Origin of the sequence: Meridianimarinicoccus roseus, from assembly GCF_003172915.1 — a bacterium.
GTDB classification, from domain to species: Bacteria; Pseudomonadota; Alphaproteobacteria; order Rhodobacterales; family Rhodobacteraceae; genus Meridianimarinicoccus; species Meridianimarinicoccus roseus.
Map to the genome: position 1 here is coordinate 1 of NZ_QGKU01000033.1, position 24,218 is coordinate 24,218.

Here is a 24,218-nt window from a genome sequence, read left to right on the forward strand (position 1 = left end):
GCGCCGGTGTTCGGCAATGGATGGAATTCTACAATCACCGCCGCCCGCACAAGGCCCTTGGCGGACAACCACCAGCGGTGGTCTACTCGCTGGAAATCGAAGCAACCCAACCCGATCAGCAGGAGCAGATTAGAGCTTAAAAAGCGCCAGATCCTGTCCAGGGAATGGGGAGCACCTCACCGGCAGCACGCCGACGTTGCCGACGGCCGCCATCGGTGATGATCTCAATTTCAGGCATAGGAACGCGCTCAGGCATGTGCCTTCGCCTTTTTGGTCATGCCCAAATGTCCAGACGAAACGGGGGCCAATGCAGCAACCTGCGATTGTACGGCTGTGCCGAAGATCACAGGGGCATGGAGATTCGCAGCAAAGCCTATGCGTAAGATGCGTTTCGCCCACTGCGGGAATATGCGAACCTGCAATCGCTCACGTTTAGAGCCCGCAGGTTGCATCGTAACGGCGGTGCGGGAAAAATTGTTAGAAAACCCATACGAAAGACAGCGGATTCTACCGATGTCTATATTTGACCACGCAGTCAACGGCTGTACCCTCAGCGCAATCCAGCATAACCCCTCAGCGAGCGTGTCATGCACGTCAAGGCACCATTCTCACCTGTCGGCCTCCTGGAAGGCCTGACCCGCGCCCGCCGCATTGTGGGCGCTCTGTGCGTTGCATGCCTTACTATGCTTCCTGTCCAGCTTTTCGGTCAAGACTTGGAGTATGCATTAGTTGTTGGAGAAACGGGCTATTCGCTCGCCGACCTTGAACGGCGCCCGCAGATCACGTTCACAACCTTAACGATCTTCGAAGACGAGGCGCTTGTTTTTTCGGGGCCGTCACTGCGCGGACTTCTGGTCGAGAACGGGCTGGCGGACGAAGCCATAGTTGCGCACGGGCTTGACGGCTATGCGGCAGTAGTGCCGCCCGAACTGGTGAACGACAACTATCCAATCATTGCGACACGCATCAACGGGAAAAGATTCGGGCCGCGCAGAAAAGGGCCGCTGTGGATCGTATTTCCTTTCGATCGCTTCACCCCTTTACAAAATGCACAGCTCTACAATGTCAGTGTCTGGCAGTTGCAGCGCATAGACGGTGAAGGCTGACGCTGGTGGAGCGCGTATTCAACACCGAACACGACATCATCAGCCGCCAGCAATGGACGGGGAAGCTGTTCCTGCTGGCCTGTCTGCTTCTGATGGGGCTGGGTGTTCTCGTCTTCACCGCCTTTCTGGTGACCTCACGGGCCAATGACGGCGTGGACATTCATACGCAGGACAACCGGACCTGGTTCGTCTCGCAGCTGGCCGTCGATGCCCAGCGGCTTCAAACGGCACTGACCGTCGCCGAGCTGACGGAAGATGCCACTGCACGCGAGGATGCCTTCAACGCCGCCAAGCGCGCGTTTGACATCTATTACAGCCGCGTCGACACGCTTCATTCCCGGCGCGACATGTTCGTTCGCGACGGCAACGACCGGTCGCTGGAACTGGAAGGCCAGCTGGAGCAGATCAGCGATCACCTCGTTCCGCTAACCGAACTGGTCGACTCGACTGACAGTCCGGACCCTGCGCGGCTCGCCGACATTTCAAGAATGCTCAGCGAAATCGAACCGGTCATCAAGAACTTCTCACTCAATACCCTGCATTTCATGGTCGCGAACGCGGCAGAGCAACGGAAAGGTCAGGAGGAACTGCTGCGCTATTTCGTGGCGGTGGCAATCAGCATGTTCTTCGTGCTGTCGGTTGCGGCGTTCCTGTCCTTCATGGCCGAAATCCGCCTGCAGGACGAACTGTCGCTGCAATCGCGTCTGCGGTCCAGCCTCGACAAGGTGGTCAGCGCCAGCCATGACGGCATCGTCGTGTGCAACGCGCTAGGCCAGCCCGTCAAGGTGAACGAAACGGCCCGCGCCCTGTTCCGGATCGGCACGGAGCACTGTTCCGACAGAGATCTGTGCGATTACCTGATGCTCCACGAACCCGACCCGGACGACGACGGTATGGACGAACTGTCCCCGTCGCTGGTGTCATGGCTTTACACGATGTCCGGCAAGGGCGAGGACAAGACCCGCCTGCCCCGCACCATCCGCAACTCGTTCGGCGGCACGTTCTCGGCCGAAGTGACTGTCACCCAGGACATCAACCACGCATCGGACGAAACTGTCTTCATCATCTTCATCCGCGACGTGACCGAAGCGATCGCTGCGGAAACCGAACTGCGCGCGGCCCGTGACGAGGCGCTGCGCAACGCGGACGTGAAAACGCGTTTCCTGTCCATGATGGGGCACGAAATGCGCACGCCGCTGCATTGCGCTATCACGGCACTGGATCTCATTCAGATCGAGGACGCGGCGGGCGACGCCGAGGAGATGCTCAAGATCGCGCGGAACTCCACACGCGACGCGTTGCAGCAGGTGGACGACGTGCTGGAGCGCACGTCCCGCGAAGACGGCGACAAGAAAGAAGAACCGGGCGTTGTCGAGCCTACGCAGATCGTCTTCGCCACTCTCCAGGGACTGGAGGTCGTCGCACGCGAACGCAACACCGTGATAGAGTTCGACAGCGACCTGCCCGAAGGGTTCACCTGCAAGGTCCTGCCGATGACATTCCGGCGCGCCTTCCGCAACATCGCCCAGAACGCGGTCAAGTTCACAGAGAACGGCACGGTGCGGGTCGAACTGACCTTGCGCGACGAACCCGACGGGTCCGTCTTCTTGGTCGTCAGCGTGGACGATACCGGAATCGGTATTCACCAGGACGACCAGGACAGGATCTTCGAAGATTTCGAAGCTTTGGATCAGGGTTACAACCGCCGCGCGAACGGGGTCGGGCTGGGTCTTGGGATTGCCTACCGCGCGATCAGCGCAATGGGCGGAAAGATGGACCTGGTCAGCGCGCCCGGCGTCGGGAGCAGCTTCACCTTCGAGATCCCGGTCGCGCCGGTCACCACCGAAGACTCGAACGTCACGCGAAAGATGCCGTTCAGCGAAGCCTTCGACGCCTGCAAGACGTGTGAGGTATTCAATGCCAGCCCTCTCGCGATCCTCGTGGTGGACGATTACGAACTCAATCGTCGACTGCTTGGCAAGATGCTTGTGGGGCTTGGCTATGAACCGGACTATGCCAAGGATGGGGTGGAAGCCGTCTCGAAGGCATCGGAACGGAAATACGACCTGATCCTGATGGATATCAGTATGCCGGTGAAGGACGGCGTCCAGGCGACCCGCGCCATTCGGACCGAGGGCGGGCCGTCGGCCGACGCACGGATCACGGCGGTTACGGCAAATGCACTGATCGAGGAACAGGCCCGCTTCGTCCGCGCCGGAATGGACAACGTGCTGCCCAAGCCCGTCAGCGAAGGCCAGTTGAACAACGAGATCTGCCTGCTCACGATGCGGCTGCCGGTCGGCGGCGCATCCTGCGGAAGACGACCGGACGCGGCGGAGCCCAGCAATGGTGCCTCTGCGGCGTCGGTACCCGCAACTGCCGCGGAACCAGAGCCGACCACGGTGGCCGAACCGGCGGCCCAGGCGACCGGCGACGAAATCGACATGGGTGTGTTTTCCATGCTCGCCGAACTGCTTGACGAAGAAGAACTGCAACGCCGGATTGACGAATGCCTCGGCGAAGTGACCGAAAGCCTCGCCTGCGCGCGCCGTTACGCACCGGGCGATGCAGACTGCACCGAAGTCGCGCAAATGGTTCACAAGTCGGCAGGCGTTGCGGCGATGATCGGCGCACCGAAGCTGCACCGGACGCTGTGCCAACTCGAGGACGCGATCCGCGGCCGCTCGGACTCCGACCCGTCGAACATGCTGAAAGCAGCAGAAACCTCGCTCGGGAGCGTCAAGAGCGCGCTCAAGGCAGCAATAGATGCCTGAACGGGCGGGCAATCCAACCCGCCGACCGAACACCCGCAGCCATACATTTGATTGCGTCACCTAGACGAAGTCTTTCTTCGAAACGCCGGAAATTCCGCCTAAACTTGGGTGGACAGGGTTCGCCGTTTTCGGCGTGCCAGCGGGCAGTACGTCACGTGCCGAGAGAACGGCCGGACAGGGGAACGGGAACAGACCACTGCGCAGGGTGCCGTCAAATGAACCCGGACCGCGGCAAAGCGCGAAACGGATCTTGCCACTCGTCCACGGAGCCCGCCAGGGTCAGCGACTGGCCTCCAAAAGCCCGTCTCTACAGGAAAAATACTTTCCCGAATTCCCTGCTCTCGGCGGGTACACAATTGTAAAACACCCGCATGTCGTGTAGCACGAAACCTGTAAGCAAGGCAAAATGCAGCTCGGAACGCTGCCTTTTCCGGCAATTCCATAACCAGGTGGTATGAAAATGGTCGAGAAAGATATCCCGCTTGATCGAGATACCTTCTTTCGCCAGATGTTGAGGACACTGTCCGGCACCTTGGAAGATGTAGTCGGGCTGAGTCAGGCTGAAGGCTACATCACCGTCGTCGGCGCCCGCCTCGGCGACGCTATAAACGCAATGTACAAGGAACGTGCGAACACATCGCGCATCCCGATTGCCGATGTTCCGGGCATCCTTGTCGATCTCAAGGCGCGGCTCGACGGGGACTTTTCTGTCGAATCGGTGGATGAAGACAAGATCGTGCTGGTCAACGCGCGCTGCCCTTTCGGTGAAAAGGTCCGCGGGCGCCCTTCGCTGTGCATGATGACATCGAACGTGTTCGGCACCATCGTTGCCGATTCCAACGGCTACGCGAAGGTGCAGGTGGAAAAGGCCATTGCCCGCGGCGACGCCGGATGCCGCGTGATCGTGCATCTGCGCCACTCAAACGCGCCGGGTCGCGAGTATTTCCCGGATGCCTGAAGGGTTGGACCCAACTCTGCAACAAGCCTTGGAGCTTGATTTCAGCCCGGTGGTGGTGCTGACCCGCGAAGGGATGCCGCTTTTCGCCAACCGGCCATTCCGCGAAACCCCGCGCTTCGCGTGCATCATGGCGTCGCTTCAGGACAAGGTCGGGCTGGAACTGATCCAGCGGGGGCTACGCACGACAACCCCCGTCCCTGCCCGGCTGGCGCTTCTGGACTCGGCGAACACGGTCAAGTGTACTGTGGGCCGGATGACGATGCCTGATGGCACCGGCGCGGTACTTTTGCGCATGCTCCCCGAAGGCGACAGCACGCGCTTTGCGGAACTCACCCGGCGGATGCACCAGATCGAAAGCGAGATCGCCCGCCGGATCCGTTCGGAACACGAAGCCCGGCTGATGTTCGAACACATGTCAGATGGCGTTGCGCTGATCAGCGGCACGGGCTACTTCCTTCGTGCCAACCCATCGCTCAAACGGCTTCTGTCGCACTTCGACAAGTCCATCGTGGGGCAATGCCTGACGGACGTGATCGATCTTGGCGTGATGCAGGAGAAGATGGAACGCAGCGGGTCTTTGAAATCCTGGCTGTCGTCGATCCGCAATCTGACGTTCGAAGCGACCGTCGCGGGCGAGGATGCCACGCTGCACCCGGTCGAGATCAACCTGACCCGCGCCGACGCCGCCGGGCAGGACGTGGTGCTGATGGTACTGCGCGACCTGTCGGAAACACGGCGCTTCGCGGAAGCCTCGGCGCGTGCCGAAGTTCTGGAAAAGGCCTGCCTCAGGGCCGAGGCCGGGGAACGCGCCCGAACCCGGTTCCTTGGGGTGCTGTCACATGAGATGCGCACGCCGATTTCGGCGATCATCGCCACCGCCGAACTTCTGTCCGCGGACGACACCCTGAGTGAAGAACAGGCGAAACTGATCGCGATGATCGAACTGTCTGCCGAGAACGCGCTGGACCAGGTATCCAATGTCCTCGAAATCGTGCGGACCGAAAATCGCCATGAACTGGGGCCCAAAGCCGAATACGTGCTCGCCAACGTGGTTCAGGACGTGATCCGGCAGATCGACCCGATCGCGTGGAAACGCGGCACACGCATCCTGTTCTCGCACAGCGGTCCGCGCGACCAGCGGGTGATGGGCTACCCGCCATTGATCTTCCGGATCGTCCAGAACCTGCTGTCGAACGCCGTGAAGTTCGCGCCGGGGGGCGAGGTGACTGTGTCGCTTTCCGAAACGCCGTCAATCGGTCGGTCCAGCTTCGAATTGCAGGTGGAGGATAACGGCTGCGGCATCGAACCCAACCGCCTGAGCAACATCTTCGACACATTCGAAACCGGCGCACAATACGAGAACATCCGCGAAGGGGCCGGTCTTGGCCTTGCCATCGTGAAACGCGCTGTGGACGAACTGGAAGGCCGGATTGACGTGTCGTCCGAACTCGGGCGCGGCACGCGCTTCCGGGTATCCTTCCGGCAGGAAAGCGCGCCGCGCCGCAATTTGGCCGTGCCGAAGGCCAACCGCAAGGACACGGGCGACGCGCCCCAGCCTTTGTCGGTGCTGGTGGTCGACGATCAGGATCTCAATCGCGAGATCCTCGGCAAGACGCTGACGAAGCTGGGAATGGAGGTATTCGAGGCGCGAGACGGATCCGAAGGCCTGACAATGGCGGTGGAAAAGCGCCCGGACCTCGTGCTCATGGATCTTCACATGCCCACGATGTCGGGCTTCGACGCAGTGCGCGAAATCCGCAAACTGACGGCGCGCGGCGACCTTTTCATCATCGGCGTGACGGCCAACTTGTCCGAGGATACCGAGGCTCAGTGCCGCGAGGCGGACATGAACGGTGTGCTGGAAAAGCCGATCCGCAAACAGCAGTTGCTTGAAATCCTGCGTGCTCTTGAACCGAAGGGGACGCAGAAGGAAGATCCAAAAGGGATCTCCGGGCGCAGGGTCGACAAGACCTGAAGCGCCTGTCGGGGCAGGCGGCCCGCGCCGCCCACCGCCAAGGTCTCACATCACGGGCATCACCACAGCGCCGGCCGCCAGCCGCTTGGCCCAGGACAGCACGTCTTCGGCCATGCTCTTGCTCAGGTCCGGGCGAGCCGCCGCGAACGCGGCGATGGCGAATTCCCGGTCCGTGTCGAACGTGCCTGTCACCTTCACCGCCCGCCAGTCGTGCAGCGGCAGACGGATCGCAACGGTGCCGTCCTCATCGCGGCGCAGCTCCCATTCGAACCCCATTATGTCGAAACGCTGCGGCGCCTCCGCAAGGCTGCCCTGCGTCAGGCGGATCAGGTGCATCCGCAGGTAGTCGTGCAGCGCATCCCGCGTGGCGACCAGGATCTCGGCCCCGATATCGTGCCAACCGTCCTCCAGCGTGTGTGTCAGCGCCTTCCAATTGCCCCCCGCGGCGGCGGTAAAGTGCAGGCCACCCTCGACATCCTCGCCGACAGTGTACTGCGTGTCGCCCAGCCGGATGCTCGCGAACGCAGCCGGGACAGGGATATCTTGTGCTTCCGTGGGAAGCGGCGTGTCGGAAATGGTCGCGCGTTCCTGCAACATGGGCTGGCCCTTTTTCTAAACTGTTCAAGTCTTCAACGGCGCCGCGCCGCAGGTCTTTAGGAAGATGTGACAGCGCAGCCCGCGAAGCGGCAAAAAAAGCTTCGCGGGAAATGGCACGGTTCATGCAAAGACCTTCGGCATATCGAAGGCCCCGTTGCCGGCAGGAGTGCGCGATGACCGCCAAGGCGAAAGTTCTGGAAGAAACCATCAACATAGCGCTTGAGGCGGCGGAAGCCGCCAACGACGCCGCCGCCGAGATGGGGCCGCTTCAAACCAGCCTCGAACGGACCTCCACCCGGCTCGAACTGCTGCGCACCTTCGTGATGCGCAGTGTCACGGCCGCACTGGGGGCCGCCGTGGTGATGCTGGTGATGGGCGCGCTGATCTATTTTCAGACGCTGGCCAACCTGCGCACCGCCACCGCCACCCAGATCGAGGCACTGGCGGTCTTTACCGAGAACATGACCCGCCTCGACACGGCGCTGGACCGGACCGACGCGCTGATCGCCGCCGTGGATCGGCTGAACGAACTGGAACCGGCGCTCGGCGCGGTGCTGACAGACGAGATGGCCGCGCAGGAAGCGCGCCTGATCGAGGTCATCCCGCCGCAGGTACAGGCGGGGCTGGATGGCGCGCTGCAGGCGCAGACCGATCAGGTCCTCGCTCTCATCACCGATCTGGAGGCGGCGATGACAAAGCTCGTGGCAGCGGGTCTGACCGGTAGCGCCGAAGCGGCGAGCAGCGCCGCGCGCACCGCCCCGGCGGCCGAACCCGCGCCGAAACCGGCCCCAACCCGCACATCGGGCAGCACGCCCACCAAACGCCGGGCGCCCGCGCCCGAACCGAACCCGTTCAGCTTCCCGTGAGGTTTCCATGACGGACATATCCAGCCGCCAGAAAGACAGACCGCAACCGGCCGACGAAGACGGTACCGCCTTCCTGAGCCTCGACGCGCCCGGGCCGCACGGGGCAGCGCTGGGGCTCAGGCCCGGCGATCTTCTGACTGCCGTGAACGGGATAGCGGTCGGCCCGTCCGAGGCGCATCTGCGCGCCCGGTTCGGCAAGGCCGGTACCAAGACCCGCGCGCTGACCTTCCATCGTGGCACTGGGTGCTTCAACGTGCTTGCCAGCCGCCCCGACCTGGGCCGGTGGGTGCCGCTTGCCCCCGAACCGGATGTGCTGCGGCAGATCGAACGGGAACAGTCCGGTCGGCTCTATCCCGACCACATGTGCAACTGGGAAGTCTATCGCAACGCCGACGGGTTCTATGACCTGCAACCGCTGCGCAACTCGCTGCTTGCGCTGCTGGCCGCGCCGGTCTGGCTGGCGCAAATGCGGCTCTGGGCGCCGATGGCGGTGATGCTGGCCGTGGTCTTGGTGGCGATTCCGACCGGATGGATCATGACGACGCTGATGCACGTTCTGGCCTCGATCTACATCTGGAGGGCCGGGCCCGCACTGTTCCGGGCCGACAGGATCGCGTCCGGTTTCCGGCCGCAGGCCATCGTCGCGGCGGCACATGAGCGGGGCGCACACCAAGCCTACACCGCATTCGATCCCAAGGCGCGTTTCGTTTATTCCGTGCGGCCCGCCCGCACCGATGAAGACGCCGTGCCCGAAGCGACGCCCGGCTGATCGGACGGCGCTCGCCCCGGCCCTGCCCCGTCCTTGTACCCTAACCTGGCAAGGGAAACCCGGACCCGCCGCAAACCGCGCGCGGGTCCGGCGCGCGTCAGGCTGCACCGTTCAGAAGAGCTTCGCGGCGGCGTTGGAAGGACGACTTGATCTTCAGCATGTCCCGGTACTTCGCCACTGTCCGGCGCGCAAGTTCCGTGCCCTCGGACGTGATGATCCGGGCGATTGCATCATCGCTCAGCGGGGCGTCGGCGGGTTCGTCGCGTACAAGCTGCTGGATGCGGTGACGCACCGCGGCAGCAGAGCCGTTCGCGTCGTCGTCGCTTGTCCCCAGCGCCGCCGAGAAGAACGTTTTGAGCGGGAACGTGCCCTGCGGCGTCGCCATCATCAGCCCTGACGTAACCCGGCTGACCGTGCTTTCGTGCACGCCCACCGCTTCGGCAACGTCGCGCAGGATCATCGGACGGATATGCGCGGGCCCGTGTTCCAGGAACGCGGTCTGGCGGCGTGCGATCTCGGCCCCGATCTGAAGGCTGGTCTTGTTGCGGTGCTCGATGGCGCGGCGCAGCCAGCGGGCCGAAGACAGCCGGTCGCTGACAAACTCGCGCGCCTCGGTCCGGTTCATCTGCCGCGCCGACGCATCGTCGATCACCACGGTCGGAAGGGTGGACCGGTTCAGATCTACCAGCCATCCCTCTGCGCTCTTGCGCACGATCAGGTCCGGGCTGCGTTGATTGTCGGTTGGCGCGTCGAACTGTGCGCCCGGTTTCGGATCGAGGCTGCGCAGCCGCTTCATCTGTGTGCGCAGCGTTTCGGGCGTGCAGGAGCAGGCCCGAGACAGGCCCTTCAGATCCGCCGCCGCGAGCTTGTCGAGATTGGCCAGCAGCGCCGCGAATTCGGCGCTCAGCCAGCCCTTGTCGCGCGCCTGAAGCTCCAGGCATTCAGCCAGCGATCGGGCAAACAGCCCGGCCGGTTCGACCTGCTGCACACGGGCAAGGAAGGCGTCCGCAGCCTCCGGATCCAGACCCGCGCGCTGCGCCAGAAGATCGAGCTCGTCACCCAGCCAGCCGCTGGGTTCCAGTGCTTCAAGAAACACCTCGGCCATCGCGCGCTCGCGCGGGTCGGGGAACATCACGTTGAACTGGTCGGACACGTGCGCATAAAGCGATGGCGGTCGCGCCGCGACGCGCATTTCGAGGAAATCGAAATCGGATGCGGGCGCCTTCACACCGCCCGATGGTCCGGACGCTGCCAGTTCCCGCCGCGCTTCAGGGGTCAGCTTTTCGCGCACCTTCATGTCGAGGAACGGGTTTTCCTCGGCCTCCTTCTCGATGAAGCCCTGAAGGTCGGTGTTCGTCATCTGCAACAGGCAGATCGCGCGTTGAAGCTGGGCCGTCACGACCAGGGACTGGCGCTGGCCGAAGTGCTGCGAAGTCTGGAGTTGCATGGGGCTGTCCTCAAATGCGCGTGATTACGCGAGGACATTCTGAAATTGGCACGATTCTCGCAAACAATCTAATTGACAGCCTGATCGGTTGTTGCCCCAGACGACAAAGAACCCCTAAAATACTATTAATAAATAGAAACCCCGGCGCCATCGCGCCGGGGTTCGTTTTTCGACTGTCAGAATACCGTCAGCCGCGGAGCAGCGACATGACGTTCTGCTGCGAGCTGTTGGCCTGCGCCAGCATCGCGGTCGCCGCCTGGGACAGGATCTGGCCGCGGGCCAGCGCGCTCGATTCCTTGGCGAAATCGGCATCCATGACGCCCGAGCGGGCCGATTCCACGTTGACCGTGATGTTGGTCAGGTTGGAGATCGTGCTGTCGAGACGGTTGGACACGGCACCGAGGTCGGACCGGGACTGCGAAATCTTCTGCAGTGCGTAGTCGATCACCTTGATCGCGTCGGCCGCACCATCGGCGGTGGACAGGTCGATTGCTGCAACCGTTTCCAGGCTGGAGCCGTTGGCTGCAGTGCCGAAGTGTTCGGTTGCGGCGGCAACGTCGGTGGCCACGGTGAACGCCTTGGTCGAGGACATCTCGACCTCGCCCGTCACGGCCGAGTTCGCGGTCGTCTGGCCAACGGCCAGCGTGCCGTTCGCGGTGCCGTCTGCCGTCAGCGCGGTCACGGTGAAGTCGGTCGTGCTGGACGTCGCGTTTTCCAGAATGATGTCGTCACCGTTCGCGTCGGTCAGCACGATCGCGCTGTTGTCGTTCTCGGCCATGGCGGCGGTGATGCCGGTCTGACCCGAAACTGCGTTGATCGCGTCACGCAGGCCGCGCACGTCGTTCGCGTCGGTGATGCTGACGGTACCGATGTTCACCGTCTCGCCCGTTGCGGTGCCGATGTCGAAGCTCACGCTGTCGTTCAGGGTGAAGCCCGACAGCTGCGCCTTGGTGATTGCGGTCGCCTCGATCCCGGTGCCGGCCGAAACCTTGTTCACCTCGTCCGCCAGGCTCTTGGCCGACTGACCCGCCGTCGTCGTGACCGTGTCACTACCGGCATAACCGGTCAGCGTGATGGTGGTACCCGCAGCGATGGCGGAGTCGGTGCCGTCAGTGATGCTGACGGTGCTCTGCACGGTGTTGGCGCCGATGTCGGTCGCAGCAGCGCTTTCGACGTTCACTTCCAGCGTCTGGCCCTTGTCGGCGCCGATCTGGAGTTGCATGCCCGAGAAGCTGCCGTCGAGAACCTTCATGCCGTTGAAGGTGGTGTTTTCGGCGACCGAGTTGATTTCGGCGATCAGCTGCTTGCCTTCCGCCGACAGGTTGTTCCGGTTCGCCGCAGTGTTCGTGTCGTTCGACGACTGGACAGCGAGTTCACGCAGGCGCTGCAGCATGTTCGAAACTTCGACGTGCGCGCCTTCGGTGGTGTCCACCAGGCTCTTGCCGTCGGTGGCGTTGCGGACTGCCTGGTTCAGACCCTTGATCTGGCTGGTCATCTTTTCCGCGATGGCCATGCCGGCGGCATCGTCCTTGGCAGCGTTGATCCGCATGCCCGACGAAAGGCGCGACATCGCCTGATTGAAATCGTTGTTGACGCGGGTCATGTTCGACTGCGCCTGGATAGCACCGATGTTCGTGTTGATGGTGGTCATGGTCGTCTCCTTTTGAGTAAGGGCGCCCCGCGGCGCTTGTATCAGGAAACGTCCCTTGCCGGATTTGTTTAGAAATCGTGGCGAGAATCTTTCAGTACATTGTTTTATATAGGTTTTATTTTCCGGGGACTGCGGTGTCCGCTTTTCGTGGACATCGCGGCGTGTCTGGCACGCGGATTGCTGCCTGACGCGCAGCAACCTCACAGGAGCCATCCTCATGGATATCGCAACACTTATCGGCATGATCGGCGCCATCGGCATGATCATCGGCGCGATGATCGTCGCAGGCGGCCTCGGGCCCTTCATCGACATCCCGTCGCTGCTGATCGTGTTCGGCGGCACCTTTTTTGCGGCGATGTCGACCGGGCCGATGGCGACCTTTCTGGGAAGCTTCGGCGCGATGGCCAAGGCCTTCATGCCCAAGGCCCCCAAGAAAGAGGCTCTTGTCGAACGGATGGTCGAATTGTCGGACCTTGCCCGCAAGGACGGGATGATGGCGCTGGAGGGGCAAGAGGTACCCGACAAGTTCTTTGAAAAGGGATTGCAGATGCTGGTGGACGGCGCCGACGAAGCGCGGCTGGTCAAGCAACTCACCCAGGAGATCCGGTCGATGAAGGACCGGCACGCGGAGCGGCAGGGGGCTATCCGGGCCTGGGTCGATATCGGCCCTGCTATGGGGATGATCGGCACGCTGATCGGCCTCGTTCAGATGCTGGGCAATATGGAAGACCCCAAGGCGATCGGCCCGGCGATGGCTGTCGCACTTTTGACGACACTCTACGGCGCGTTCATTGCGAACGTGCTGTTCGGCCCGATCGTGACCAAGCTGGAAGGCTACACGGCGGCCGAGGTGGTGTACCGGGAAATGGCGTTGGAAGGGCTGCGCAACATAGCGCGCGGTGAATCCGGGCGCTCGGTACAGGAAAAGATGGTGGCGACGCTGCCCCCGAAGATCCAGCAGAAGATGCTGGCCGCCTGACAGGAGTGACCGATGGCCAAGAAGGCGATCCCCCTTCCCCTGCCCGTCCCGATCGAGGAACCGGCAGAACAGGACTGCCCGAAGTGCCCCCCGAAGGGCGCTCCGGCCTGGATGGCGACATTCGCGGACATCGCTACCCTTCTTATGGCGTTCTTCGTGCTGATCCTGTCCTTCGCCGATTTCAATCAGCCCAAGTTCAAGATGATCGCCGGGTCGCTGAAGGAGTCCTTCGGCATCCAGCGCCAGGTGCCGGTGACCGAACAGCCCAAGGGCACAACGCTGCTGGAGCTGAAGTTCAGCCCCTCGCCGGCCCCGTCGGTGACAGATACGCTGACCCAGCAGACCACAGAGACAGAAAAGCCGGAACTGGAAACCAAACAGAGCGAAGCCGACGGCGAGGAAGGACGACGCGAACTGGCCGAGGCGCTGGCCGACGCGCTGGAAAGTGGCCAGTTGCAGGCCGAGATGCGCAACGGCGAGGTCGTTCTGTCGTTCGCCGATACTCCGGCGGACAACGCGGATGCGGCACAGGGCACGGGACAGGACGCAGGTCAGGGCACCGCAGGCGACGGGCCGCCTGAAACCGGCGCGCCCCTTCAGGAGCAGTTGGCCGAAGCCGCCAAGGCCGTGGCCGAGGCCGAGGCGCAGACCGGCCGGTCGGCGCAGGACGTTCTGCTGGAGGGGCTGACCGACAAACTTGCGGATCTGGCCGAGGGTGCGGGCGCGGCGACCGGGCCGGGCGGCACGTCGGACGGGGACAGTGCGCGCGCGTCCACCCGCGCCGAGGCGCGCCTGAAAGTGGCGCTGCGCCAGGAAATCGGCGAAGGACTTGTGGATGTCGAACAGCGTGACGGCAAGGTATTCGTGACGGTCGGTGCCGGCGGGGCGTTTCCGTCAGGCTCGTCCGACCTGACAACGGAAGCGCGGGACATCATGAACCGCATCGCCTTCAGTGCCATGAGCGATGCGGGCGAGATCACCGTGACCGGGCATACCGACGACGTGCCGGTAAATCCTACGGCCAGCTACCGCGACAACTGGGGGCTGGCGGCGGCGCGCGCGTCCAGCGTGGTGCGCGAAATCGGCAACTCGGGGCTGATCGCGCCGGACCGCCTGACTGCGGTCAGCCGCGGCGAAAGCCAGCCGGTGGCCGACAATACCACTGCCGCGGGCCGCGAAAAGAACCGCAGGATCGAGATCGAGATCGCCTACTGACGGCGCCGGCGAACGCCAGGGCTAAACTTCGCCGCGCTCGTGCCGTTTCTCTGAGGAAAGAATTTGGGAGGCACATATGGCCACCGATTATCTCAGCGCCCTGAACAAGTCCGGCTCCGGGCTGAACCTCGCACAGGTGACGAACGACCTTGTGAAGGCGACGATCGAGCCGCGCAAGGACATCGTGAACGAACGGATCGCACGGTCCGAAAGCACCATATCGGCGCTCGGAATGCTGCGCTCCAAGTTCGAGGATCTTAGCGCGGGGCTGACCCTCGCGGCCCGCGCTCCGGTGCGCAAGTCGGTCAGCAATGACAGCGCCATCGGTGTGACCGTTGACGACGCCGCAAAGCTTTCGGCCCGTGAGGTCGAGGTGGACGTGTTCCAGCTCGCCAAGCCGCAAGTGCTGGAATTCAAGGGTCTGACCTCACGCGACGCGGAAGTCGCGCCCGGCACCATGACCATTGATTTCGGTATCTGGAGCGGCGATCCACCGGACAGTTTCGCCGCCAACCCCGAGCGCGCCGGCGTCAATCTGACTGTCGGCCCCGGAACCACGCTGACGCAACTGGCCGAACAGCTGGACCAGATGGTCGGTGTGAACGCGCGGGTGTTCGACATCGGAGACGGCACCTTTTCGCTCGGCGTATCCTCTGACAACGGCGTGGCCAATGCGCTGCGCATGACGACGATCGAGTATCCAGCACCGCCTGCCGGGGTGATCTCGCTGACCGTGTTCGACAACTCAACCACCAACAGCACGGTGGAAGTTCAGGCAGCCACCGACATGATGGCCTTCGTGGACGGCATCGCCATATTCCGCCCCGAGAACGTGCTTGAAGGGGTGATCCCGGGCGCCACGCTGCAGGTCAACGGGACGACGACGGCACCCGCCACCATCGCCACAACAGACGACGCCGAAGGCGCGGCAGAGCTGATGGAGGCGCTGGTCACACAGCTGAACGACACGTTGGACTACCTCGCCCAGGCGACCCGGCGCGGCAGCGAAGGCGTGGCGGCGGGCGAACTGGCAGGCGATCCCGCAGCCCAAGCGCTGCAGCGCACGTTGGGCGGGCTGATTTCGCGGGGCTATTCTGGGTTCGGGTCACAGGACGTGTACCTGTCGTCCTTCGGCGTGCGGACCGAACGCGACGGCACGCTGACCTTCGACCGCGATGCGTTCGACACCGCCTTCGCGCGCGATCCCATGGGGATGGCGAACCTGCTGCGCGACAAGGTTGCGTCCGACACGGCGGGGATAGACGCCGTAGGCGCGCCCTACAAGACCGACACTCCTCCGGGCCAGTTCGCGTTCCGCCAGGACAGCGTGACGCGGACCGCAACCATAGGCGGAGTTCAGGCATTGGGATTTGCCGAAGCGGACGGGCGGATCACCTACCCGGTCTTCGATGGACCGCTTGCCGGCGTGACGATCACGGTCGATCCGGACGTGACCGAGGCGACGCTGAACTTCGGGCGGAGCTTCGTGTCCGAAATGCGCAGCAGCCTTCAGTCGGGACTGAACGGCACCGGACCGATACAGCGGCGCGAAAACCAGCTGTCCGAACAGATCGGCCGCGAGACTGACGCGTTGACCGCACTGGATGAACGGATGACCGCGCTTGAGCAGCGCTATATCCGGCAGTTCAGCGCGATGGAGCAGATCGTCACTCAGCTCAATTCCACCGGGGAATACCTGACGAACCTGATCGCGGCCTGGAACAAGGACTGAGCCGCGATGACCCGTCCCACGGGTGCTGAGCGAGCGCCCGCGTCAGGCGCCGGGCTTGCGGATACAGAGTTTCTTCATCTTCTCGATCAGCGTCGTGCGCTGCAGGCCGAGCACCCGCGCCGTCTGGCTGACGCAGCCGTCCTGGGCCAAAAGCGCGCGTTCGATCATCTCGACCTCGATGTCGCGCAGATAGGTGCGCAGGTTGATCTTCGCATCACCCGACAGGTCGACCCCTTGCAGGTGAGGCAGCGGATCAAGCCCGGCGCTGGCCCCCGTGCCCGCCATTTCGCCCGCATCCTCAGCGCCTTGCGCGTACCGATCGCTGGGCACCGCGAAGGTCAGCAGGTTGTGTTCGACCTGCGCCGCGCCAACGGTCCGCCCGGCAAACAGCACGCAGGCCCGGTCGAACACACTGCGCAACTCGCGCACATTGCCCGTCCAAGGCTGGCATTCCAGGAACCGCAGCGCGGCTTGATCGAACTGGGGCAGGCGTGCGCGCGGATCACGGCGCAGGCGCTGGTCCATCATGTGTTCCAGGATTGCGCCGATGTCCTGCGCCCGTTCCGCAAGGCGCGGCACGGTCAGCGGAAAAGTGTTGATCCTGTGGAAAAGATCCTCGCGGAACTTGCCCTCGCGCACCCGCGCTTCAAGCGACTGGTGGGTCGCAGTCACCAGCCTGAAATCGACGCTCAGCGTTTCGCTGCCGCCCAGACGCTGCACCTGCCGCGCCTCGAGTACGCGCAGAAGCTTGGATTGCAGCGCAAGCGGCATGTCGCCGATCTCGTCCAGGAACAGCGTCCCGCCGGCAGCCTGTTCGACATAGCCGATGCGCCGCCGCTCCGCGCCGGTGAAGGCGCCCTTCTCGTGGCCGAAAAGTTCCGATTCCAGCAGGTCGGCCGGGATCGCCGCACAGTTGACAGCAACCAGAGCGCCGCTCCGGCCGGACGCAACGTGGAGCGCCTCGGCGACCAGTTCCTTGCCGGTGCCGGTCTCGCCGCGCACCATCACCGGTGCGTCGCTGGGTCCGACCAGGGCGATCAAATCCTTCAGGCCGCGCATCGCGGGCGAGGTGCCGATCAGAAAAGTGTCGATGCCGCCGGCCCGCGCCGAAACTGTCCCAACATCTCCTCCCATCCCCTCGTTCCGCGCGGAACGCGAAACGGGCAGGCTGTCGGCGGTGCGCGGGGTCCATTGCTGCGTCATCAGGCATCCTCGGGGTTGAAGCATTTGCTAACCGCAAGTTAACCCGGAACGAGCCAAAATTTTGACCCTTACAATCGGATAAGAAGATACTCTTAGGTTGAGCCCGCTGGCCGAATTGCGCAAATTGACGAAGCAAAACTGGCTGTGCGTATACAACCTTGACGAAAGTATGTCCGCCGATCAGCCGTCCTGACGGGGGCGCGCGGCGAATTCGCGGCGCAGATCCTCGATCTGATTCCATCTGCGCTGCAGATGACGGGGCAGCTCGCCATGGGTGCGCAGGCGGTCCGGCGTCGCCGCCCGGAAGGACGGCACCGGCGCATCCGGCAGCACCCCGCCGCCCATCATCGCCGCGAGATAGCTGTCACCCTGGGCGCGCGTGACCGCCACCAGCGGCCCGCCCGGCATCGGCGCGGCCTGCTGTGCGCCGCCCATCGCATCGGCTCCGTCCCCGGCATCGGGCGCGGATACGCCGGGATAGGGCAGCGGGGCGAGCTCGTCTTGGGCTGCAGCCAGCATAACCTTGGCATCCGGCATCTTGGCCAGAACCCGCGCCACCAGCGCCTGGTAGTTGCGGCTGCGGCGCGGATCGGCTGAATGGTAGTTGCCGGTCGCCTCGTCCCATGACCCAAGCCGCTGGCGCAATTCCGTCAAAAAACGCGCGGCATAGGCGGTGTTCGACACCGGGTCCATCATCGCCTCAAGGCTGGGAAACTGGTCACCGTGCCAGCGATAGTTGATCTGCATGCAGCCGACATCGATGTTCTTCACGCCGCGTGCCACGGCGGCGGTCAGATAGGCCATCGCCTCCTCGCGGGTTTCGAAATACATCCCCTTGCCGCCTTGATTCAGCGTCCAGGGCCAAGCGCGGCGGCCTTTCTTGCCTTGGCCGCGGCCCGATTCCACCCGGGCGATGGACGGCAGCAGCCCGTCGGGTATACCCGCTGCCGCCGCCGCGCGCGCGGCCAGCGCCTCGCAATCGGGGAGATTGGCGGCAACCGGCAATGCGGTGAGGGCGATAACGCCGGAAACAACTGCACCAAGACCATGGCGCATGACGAAGCGAAGGCAGGAGGGAAGGCTCATCTGTGTCATGCCGCCTTGTTGCAAGGGTCGCGCCAAACCCGCGCCGACCCGCCGCGAAACCCGTGTGGCACAAGCCGGGTCGGCACGACGGACAGCGCAGGTCAGCGGATGTAGTCGAACAGGCTCTTTGTGCTGATCTTGGCGAATGTCTGCTGCGCGGCATCACGCGTGAGCAGAAGGGCCTGCAGGTCGGTCAGCGCCTTGGCGATGTCGAGATCCTCCAGACCGGCGACGGCCTCGGCCATCAGCACCTTGCGGTTCTCGATCGCTGCGGAATTGCGCGACGCCACGTCGCCAAGCGCACCGACACGCGCACGAAGATCGGCGAAATGGTCGCCCGCAGCCCCGATCCCGTCGATCTGGGCCTGTGTCGTCAGGCGCATCGGCACCAGACGGTCAGCCGATCCTGTCGGTTGCCCCGCAGCGTCCAGCGACCTTGTGTCCGCCAGTGCGGCACGGCGCGCAGGCACCACGTCCACGTCCGACACACGCACCGTGTCGCCGCCCGGCCCCACCGGTGTCAGGATCAGCGTCTCGCCATCGGAATGCAGCGCCGCCGTCACGCCGGTGGCGGCGCTTTGCGCATTGATCGCGTCGACCAGCGGGCCGGGCGCGCCCGCGGCGATGTCCGCCTCGATCGTGGCGCTGCCCGAGGGGCCTGTAACGTCGAGGCGCCATGCCTCGGGCTGTCGGGTCGGATCGGGCCGGAAAGCCAACCCGCCCGCGCCCTCGGCCGCGCCGGGCAGACCCCCGCCCGCCCCCGAGGACAGCGTGAACATCAGATCGTCGATGACGTCGAACACGGTGCTGCGCCCGGCATCGGTATCGAGCCCCATGAACACGTCGCCGCCATCCAGCCCGGTGCGCATCGTCGCGCTTTCGGACACCCGAAGCATGTGCTGCCCGCGGTCGCCGACATAGCTCACCCCGTCCGGGCCATCGATGAAGGGCGGCGTGTCGATGCTGAAGCCGCCGAACAGCACCCGGCCCATCGCGTCCCGCGCATTGGCCATGTCCAGCACCGCGGCGCGCAGTTCCTCCGCCTCGATCCGCAGGGTCGCGCGTTCCGCCGGCACGGCCGAGGCAGACGCACCACGCACCGCGATCTCGGTGAAGCGCTGCATGATCCCGTTGAGTTCAGACAGTGCGATGTCGCTCTGGTCAAGACGGCTGGTCACGCTTTGCAGGTTCGTCGCGTAGCGGTTCAGCGCCTCGGTCTGTTCCTGCGCCACCGACAGGCGCATGGCGCGCACTGGGTCAGACGACGGCCGAGGGTCGTTCTTTCCCGAAGACACCTCGGCCTGAAGGTCGGAAATCCGCGCATCGAGGCGGCTGAACGCCCGCGAGGACAAGGTGCTGAAAAGCGTCGTGCCAAGTGTCATGGATCACCTCAGATCGCGTTCATGAGCGTATCGAACAGTTGTCGCGCCACGGAAACCACCTGCGCGTTCGCCTGGTAGGCCTGCTGGTGGCGCAGCAGGTCCGCCGCCTCGCGGTCCAGGTCCACGGCGCTGGCCTCGGCCTCGGCGCGCTGCGCGCCCTCCTGCGCCGACGTGTCAGCGATCTGACGGCTCTCGGCGGCGATGACCTGCCCGCCGAGATCGCTCAGCATCGTGTCGTAGATCGCCGCGAAGCCACCCGCGCCGGTCGCTGGGTCACGCTGGCGCAGGTCGCCAAGCCTTTCGATGGTGGCGGCATCGCCCAGCCGGCCGGTGTTCGGCGTGATATGGAAGCGGTCGCCGGTCACAAGGGCGCCGGTCAGCGCGATGTCGAAGCCTGCAACGCTCGCCCGCCCGCCAGCGCCCAGCACGCGCTGTGCCACCAGATCGCCGGACGCGGCGTCTATCACGTCGATCGCGCCCCGGTCGGCATCGGTCACTCGGATTTCCAGCGACGGCAGCGGCGGAGGGGCGGCGGAGGGTACGATCTGCCCCGACAGGTTCAGGGCTCCGGGCCCGGACATCACCACCAGAAGATCCTCGTTCGGCAGGTCGCGCAGCGTGATGCGGTTGGCCGACAGACTTTGCGCCGACCCGTCCAGCGCGATAACGCGCCCGTCGGTGGCGGTGGCCGTCAGCGTGCCGCTGGCTGCCGACAGCAGGGTCGCGGCCGTGGCGAAGCCAGCGCGCGCCGCGTCGGCCTGCGGCGCAATGCGCACGCTGCCCGCCGAAGGGTCAAACGAAAGCGACACGATCTGCGTGGCCGGATCGTAGCTGGCCGTGCCCGGAAAGCCCGCCGCAGGGGACAGGCTGACGCCGCTGCCCGTCTTGGTGAAGGCTATCGCGTGGTCCGTGCCATCGACGGTGACAAGGAAACTTCCGGGACCGTTCGGAGTCGCCGCCAGGTCCAGCGGCGGAGAGCGCAACTCGCGCAGTGGCACCGCTGCCGGGTCCATGCCGAAACCCTGCGCGCTGCCCTGCGGCCCCGGCACACGCAACGCCCCCCCGTCGAGTGACCCACCCACCGTTTCGATCACCAGCCGGTTCGCAGCGTCGAATCCGGCCAGCACGCGCCCAGCCTCGGGCCCGGTGACGACCGGCGCGCCCCCCGACATGGTGATGTCATAGCGCTGGCCGTCCAGCGTCACCGCAAGTGTGCTGCCATCGGCCGGCAGCGCGGCCAGCGACGCGCCGGTCAGGCGACTTGCCGGGGCGGTCTCGCGCAGCGACGCCGCCATCGCCAGTGCCGCGTCGGCGGAAGACCCGATGCCGTCAGCGAGGGTGTCAGCCGTGCCGGTCCAGACCGTACCGTCACCGCCCGTCAGGTTGAGGGTGTAGACCGTCGCCGCGGCCAGCGCATCGGTGCCATCTGCGGCCCCGTGACTGCCGTCAAACGCCGGATCATGCGAAAAGCCGATCGATTGCACGCTGCCCGCCGCGCCGCGTGTGACCGTCATCAGCCCGCCGGTCAGCGGATCGCGCGCTGCCGCCGCAAGGCCGCCATAGCCGCCTTCGAACGCCGCTTCGCTGCGCAGCCGCACCTGGCCGGTGGCGCGCAAGCTGTCGGGTCCGCCCGCACCCAGCGTGACTGCAGCGCCCAGGGGTTCGCCGGCCACGTCGCTGCGCGTCACCGACAAAGGCGCGCTGGCGGAATGAGTTACGCGGCCCAGCACGATATCGGCGCCGGCGGCGTGGCTCAGCAGCAGCCGCCCGCCACCTTCGGCCAGTTCGGCGGTTATGCCGGTCTGACCGCTGGCGGCGTTGACGGCGGCGGCGACCGCGTCGAGGCGCCCGTTCAGCACCGGACCGCTCAGCGGGATCGGGGCCATGTTGTCGCCTGTCAGCGTGAAGGACAGTGTCCCGTCCGCCGGCGCATCAAGGGTGATCTGCGTGCTGGCCTGCGCCGCAAGCGGGCTTGTCTCGCCAATCAGCGCGGCAGTCCGCGCGGCGGTGGCGCCTTCCGGCACGGCGACGGTTTCGGTTCCACCCGCCGGGCTGCGCAGGGTCAGCGTCTGTGCTGCCGCAGCCGGGGCGGGCAGCGCGCCGGTCCAGGTCGTCAGCCCACCACCATCGACCGCCAGCGTGAACTGACCGGCGGTGGTGCCGGTGCCCTGCGCCATGCCGCGATACCCGTCCGGGTCGTAGGAATAGCTCGCGCCATCGGCGAACCCGTTGGCCGGTGTAAGCAACGCCGCCGCGCTGACCGGATCGAGCGGCGCCCCCGCGATCTGGCGGCCTTCGCGGGTGAAAACCTGCAACGTGCCCGCATCTGCCACGCCCGGCGTCAGCAGCGCCGTCGAAGCACCGGCCCCGCCAAGCTGCGCCGTGCCGGTAAAATCGCCCCGTGCCGCGGCGAGCGTCAGCGCGCCGCCCTGTCCAGCGGCGTGCACGCCAAGCTCTGCCAGGGTCTCGCCCGTGGCGGTAACGAGGGTACCGTCGTTCAGCCGCTGCGCCAGCGTGGCCATGTCGGACCAGGCCGTGACCGGGTTGCCATCCGCATCGGTCGTCAGATCTACGCTGTGGGCAGTGCCCGCCAGCGTGAAGTCTAGCGTGGTGCTGCCACCCGGCGCGGCAACGTTGAAGGCTGCGGTAGACTGCACGCCAAGACCGGCCAGTCGGGCCTCCTGCGTGCCCGCCGGAATAACGCCGACAACGCCATTCTGCAGGAATTCAATTGCATCGAGTGGCGACAGCGCCGTGCCAAGCAGCGCACCGAGATCGGTCTGCCCGCTGGGTGTGGCGGGCGCGGGCGTGGCAGACACGCGGCCCGTGCCATTGTTGAGCGCGCCGTTGGACACCTGCAGCCTACTTGCCGCCGCGACCTGCCGCGGATCGTCCAGCATGAAGCGCATGTTCGCCGCCGCACCGTGGGTCGCGGTCAGTTGCAGCAGGTCACCCCCCGCCGCGCTGCCGCTGAGCGTTATGCTCAGGCCAGGCAGGTCGATCCGGTTGGCGCCGCTGCCCAGCAACGTGCCCGCGTCGTCGAACGCGTTCCACACGCTGGCCACGTCGTCGCGGATCAGCCGAAGCGGGCCCGCCGGGGCCGGCCCGTCGGTGGTCACGGTGACATCGGCGAAGGCGCTGCCCCGGTTGATCGGCGCGGCACGCACCGACCAGCCGTCCAGCGCGAAAAGATCCCCGCCCGAGGCGCCGAACGCGTTCAGCCCCTGCGCATGCACCGCATTCATGTCCGACGCGATGCCGCCCGCCCAGATATCGAGATCCGCCAGAGCCGCATCGATCGCGCCGATCGCAGCGGTGAAGCCGCCGAACTGCCCGCTCACCGGCTGGCGGGTCTGCGGGGTGCCGCCGATGCCCGGCGGCGCGATGCTGATCCGCCCGTCGGTGGTCAGCGTCAGGCGGGCCGCCTCGCCACCCGCGACAAGGACCGGGCCGCCCGGCGTGCTGCCAAAGCGCACGGTGGCAAGCCCCTCGGCGTCGAAGGTCACGCTCAGGTCGGTCAGGTCCGACAATTCGCTGATCAGCCGGTCGCGCTGGTCCATCAGCGGGTTGCGGCTGGCGGTACCGCCCATTGTGGACATTCGGCTCTGGACGGCGGCCAGTTCGCGCATGGCACTGCCCGCGATGTCGACCGCCTGCTGCATCTCGTCCCGTGTCGCCGTGCGAAGCTGGTTCATGCCCTCGGCCATCGACCGGACGGAGCCCGCGAAGGTGTCCCCGGCCGTCATGAAGACACGCCGCAACCCGGTGTCGTCAGGCGCCTGCGCCAACGCTGTCAGCGCGTCGAACATCCCGTCCATCATGTCGAGCATACCGCCTGCACCCGGCTGCATCTGGTCTTCCAGCTGCGCCAGCTTGCGGGCCATGACCTGGGAGTTTCCAAGCGCGCTGCCCGCGCCGTTTGTCCGCTCGGCCAGCAGCGCATCGAAGGCGCGGCGCACGTCGTTGACGGTGACGCCCTGCCCGTTGGTGCCCTTGGAAAGAAGCGTCGCCCGCCCGCCGCCGATCTCGGCCAGTTCGGCGTCTCGGCGCCGATAGCCTGCGGTTTCGGCGTTGGCGATGTTCTCACCCGTAACCGAAAGCGCGGTGCGATAGGCCAGGATGCCCGACCGGCCGATATCGAGGATGTTGCTCATCGGCTGCGTCCGGCCCCCGGCACCGCTGCCGCGAACTGGTCATAAATTGCTTGCGCGATGCCGAACCGGGTGCGCTGCGAGGCCGACCGGGTCAGTTCCATGTCCAGCATCGACTGGTGCGTGTCGATCGCGCTGCTGCCGAGGATATCCTCGCCCAGCTTCGCGGACCGGCCCGCCTTGGCCAGTTCCTGCAGGAACAGGCCCTCGAAGGCCTGCGCGGCCTGCATGAGTTCGGCGCCGCGATCCGATTTCGCGGCGCGAAACGCGCCAGGATCGGCGGCGGGCGACGGGGCGCGCAGGGAGGTGACCGGATCGGGCATGGCG

The 24,218-nt window shown here is 65.2% G+C and carries 18 protein-coding genes; 10 read left to right on the forward strand and 8 right to left on the reverse strand.

Translation table 11 applies throughout. The annotated features are described in order from the left end of the window. The 5 genes from DKT77_RS21515 to DKT77_RS10175 all read left to right on the forward strand — a co-directional run. Window positions 1–140 (forward strand): integrase core domain-containing protein (locus DKT77_RS21515; RefSeq protein ID WP_146204958.1); only part of this gene is annotated, 140 nt, incomplete at its 5' end. A gap of 447 nt (window positions 141–587) precedes the next feature. Then, window positions 588–1,106, forward strand: a complete 519-nt coding sequence (locus DKT77_RS10160; protein WP_146204991.1) for a putative pterin-binding protein — start codon at window positions 588–590, stop codon at window positions 1,104–1,106. Between the two features lie 5 nt (window positions 1,107–1,111). Further along, the gene (locus DKT77_RS10165; protein WP_109811601.1) at window positions 1,112–3,880 is read left to right on the forward strand and encodes an ATP-binding protein; all 2,769 of its coding nucleotides are present in this window, start codon (window positions 1,112–1,114) and stop codon (window positions 3,878–3,880) included. Between the two features lie 460 nt (window positions 3,881–4,340). Next, window positions 4,341–4,838 (forward strand): methanogen output domain 1-containing protein, encoded by a 498-nt coding sequence (locus DKT77_RS10170; RefSeq protein WP_238547790.1) that lies wholly within the window; start codon window positions 4,341–4,343, stop codon window positions 4,836–4,838. Between the two features lie 28 nt (window positions 4,839–4,866). After that, entirely contained in the window at window positions 4,867–6,813 is a 1,947-nt protein-coding gene (locus DKT77_RS10175) for a PAS domain-containing hybrid sensor histidine kinase/response regulator (RefSeq protein WP_238547791.1), read from the forward strand. A 45-nt stretch (window positions 6,814–6,858) separates the two neighbouring features. Here DKT77_RS10175 and DKT77_RS10180 read toward each other — a convergent pair whose 3' ends face one another. Continuing rightward, window positions 6,859–7,410, reverse strand: a complete 552-nt coding sequence (locus DKT77_RS10180) for a DEAD/DEAH box helicase family protein (RefSeq protein WP_109811604.1) — start codon at window positions 7,408–7,410, stop codon at window positions 6,859–6,861. A 173-nt stretch (window positions 7,411–7,583) separates the two neighbouring features. Here DKT77_RS10180 and DKT77_RS10185 point away from each other — a divergent pair, with 173 nt between their 5' ends. Further along, on the forward strand, window positions 7,584–8,276 hold the full coding sequence (locus DKT77_RS10185) for a hypothetical protein (RefSeq protein ID WP_109811605.1): 693 nt from the start codon (window positions 7,584–7,586) through the stop codon (window positions 8,274–8,276). 7 nt (window positions 8,277–8,283) lie between these two features. Further along, window positions 8,284–9,045, forward strand: a complete 762-nt coding sequence (locus DKT77_RS10190; RefSeq protein WP_109811606.1) for a PDZ domain-containing protein — start codon at window positions 8,284–8,286, stop codon at window positions 9,043–9,045. Window positions 9,046–9,142: 97 nt separating this feature from the next. On the opposite strand, the gene rpoN is transcribed toward DKT77_RS10190, so the two are convergent. Together rpoN and DKT77_RS10200 are read right to left on the reverse strand one after the other, a co-directional pair. Continuing rightward, a complete protein-coding gene (rpoN, locus tag DKT77_RS10195; protein ID WP_109811607.1) occupies window positions 9,143–10,492 on the reverse strand; it encodes an RNA polymerase factor sigma-54 in 1,350 nt (449 codons plus the stop codon). Window positions 10,493–10,679: 187 nt separating this feature from the next. After that, the gene (locus tag DKT77_RS10200) at window positions 10,680–12,143 is read right to left on the reverse strand and encodes a flagellin N-terminal helical domain-containing protein (RefSeq protein ID WP_109811608.1); all 1,464 of its coding nucleotides are present in this window, start codon (window positions 12,141–12,143) and stop codon (window positions 10,680–10,682) included. 217 nt (window positions 12,144–12,360) lie between these two features. Here DKT77_RS10200 and DKT77_RS10205 point away from each other — a divergent pair, with 217 nt between their 5' ends. The 3 genes from DKT77_RS10205 (at window position 12,361) to fliD (ending at window position 16,069) form a co-directional block, all read left to right on the forward strand. After that, window positions 12,361–13,122, forward strand: coding sequence for a motility protein A (locus DKT77_RS10205; RefSeq protein WP_109811609.1), 762 nt, complete (start codon window positions 12,361–12,363; stop codon window positions 13,120–13,122). Window positions 13,123–13,134: 12 nt separating this feature from the next. Continuing rightward, window positions 13,135–14,337 carry an OmpA family protein gene (locus DKT77_RS10210; RefSeq protein ID WP_109811610.1) on the forward strand — a complete coding sequence of 401 codons (1,203 nt, stop codon included), beginning with the start codon at window positions 13,135–13,137 and terminating at the stop codon, window positions 14,335–14,337. A gap of 76 nt (window positions 14,338–14,413) precedes the next feature. Beyond that, complete coding sequence (gene fliD / locus DKT77_RS10215; protein WP_109811611.1) at window positions 14,414–16,069, forward strand: flagellar filament capping protein FliD; 1,656 nt, start codon at window positions 14,414–14,416, stop codon at window positions 16,067–16,069. Window positions 16,070–16,111: 42 nt separating this feature from the next. Here fliD and DKT77_RS10220 read toward each other — a convergent pair whose 3' ends face one another. The 5 genes from DKT77_RS10220 to DKT77_RS10240 all read right to left on the reverse strand — a co-directional run bounded on the left by DKT77_RS10220 (window position 16,112) and on the right by DKT77_RS10240 (window position 24,214). Then, the gene (locus DKT77_RS10220) at window positions 16,112–17,272 is read right to left on the reverse strand and encodes a sigma-54 interaction domain-containing protein (RefSeq protein WP_238547792.1); all 1,161 of its coding nucleotides are present in this window, start codon (window positions 17,270–17,272) and stop codon (window positions 16,112–16,114) included. A gap of 180 nt (window positions 17,273–17,452) precedes the next feature. Next, window positions 17,453–18,358 carry a lysozyme family protein gene (locus DKT77_RS10225; RefSeq protein ID WP_238547793.1) on the reverse strand — a complete coding sequence of 302 codons (906 nt, stop codon included), beginning with the start codon at window positions 18,356–18,358 and terminating at the stop codon, window positions 17,453–17,455. 101 nt (window positions 18,359–18,459) lie between these two features. Continuing rightward, window positions 18,460–19,740 (reverse strand): flagellar hook-associated protein FlgL, encoded by a 1,281-nt coding sequence (gene flgL / locus DKT77_RS10230; RefSeq protein ID WP_109811613.1) that lies wholly within the window; start codon window positions 19,738–19,740, stop codon window positions 18,460–18,462. An 8-nt stretch (window positions 19,741–19,748) separates the two neighbouring features. After that, a complete protein-coding gene (locus tag DKT77_RS10235) occupies window positions 19,749–23,894 on the reverse strand; it encodes a FlgK family flagellar hook-associated protein (protein ID WP_109811614.1) in 4,146 nt (1,381 codons plus the stop codon). Next, on the reverse strand, window positions 23,891–24,214 hold the full coding sequence (locus DKT77_RS10240; protein ID WP_109811615.1) for a rod-binding protein: 324 nt from the start codon (window positions 24,212–24,214) through the stop codon (window positions 23,891–23,893). Before DKT77_RS10240 ends, DKT77_RS10235 begins: the two co-directional genes overlap by 4 nt. Window positions 24,215–24,218 lie beyond the last annotated feature (4 nt).

Coding starts and splice junctions, on each gene's coding strand:
- DKT77_RS10160 (WP_146204991.1), top strand. CDS start 588: ATGCACGTCAAGGCACCATTCTCACCTGTCGGCCTCCTGGAAGGCCTG.
- DKT77_RS10170 (WP_238547790.1), top strand. CDS start 4,341: ATGGTCGAGAAAGATATCCCGCTTGATCGAGATACCTTCTTTCGCCAG.
- DKT77_RS10180 (WP_109811604.1), bottom strand. CDS start 7,410: ATGTTGCAGGAACGCGCGACCATTTCCGACACGCCGCTTCCCACGGAA.
- DKT77_RS10185 (WP_109811605.1), top strand. CDS start 7,584: ATGACCGCCAAGGCGAAAGTTCTGGAAGAAACCATCAACATAGCGCTT.
- DKT77_RS10190 (WP_109811606.1), top strand. CDS start 8,284: ATGACGGACATATCCAGCCGCCAGAAAGACAGACCGCAACCGGCCGAC.
- rpoN (WP_109811607.1), bottom strand. CDS start 10,492: ATGCAACTCCAGACTTCGCAGCACTTCGGCCAGCGCCAGTCCCTGGTC.
- DKT77_RS10200 (WP_109811608.1), bottom strand. CDS start 12,143: ATGACCACCATCAACACGAACATCGGTGCTATCCAGGCGCAGTCGAAC.
- DKT77_RS10205 (WP_109811609.1), top strand. CDS start 12,361: ATGGATATCGCAACACTTATCGGCATGATCGGCGCCATCGGCATGATC.
- DKT77_RS10210 (WP_109811610.1), top strand. CDS start 13,135: ATGGCCAAGAAGGCGATCCCCCTTCCCCTGCCCGTCCCGATCGAGGAA.
- fliD (WP_109811611.1), top strand. CDS start 14,414: ATGGCCACCGATTATCTCAGCGCCCTGAACAAGTCCGGCTCCGGGCTG.
- DKT77_RS10220 (WP_238547792.1), bottom strand. CDS start 17,272: ATGACGCAGCAATGGACCCCGCGCACCGCCGACAGCCTGCCCGTTTCG.
- DKT77_RS10225 (WP_238547793.1), bottom strand. CDS start 18,358: ATGAGCCTTCCCTCCTGCCTTCGCTTCGTCATGCGCCATGGTCTTGGT.
- flgL (WP_109811613.1), bottom strand. CDS start 19,740: ATGACACTTGGCACGACGCTTTTCAGCACCTTGTCCTCGCGGGCGTTC.
- DKT77_RS10235 (WP_109811614.1), bottom strand. CDS start 23,894: ATGAGCAACATCCTCGATATCGGCCGGTCGGGCATCCTGGCCTATCGC.
- DKT77_RS10240 (WP_109811615.1), bottom strand. CDS start 24,214: ATGCCCGATCCGGTCACCTCCCTGCGCGCCCCGTCGCCCGCCGCCGAT.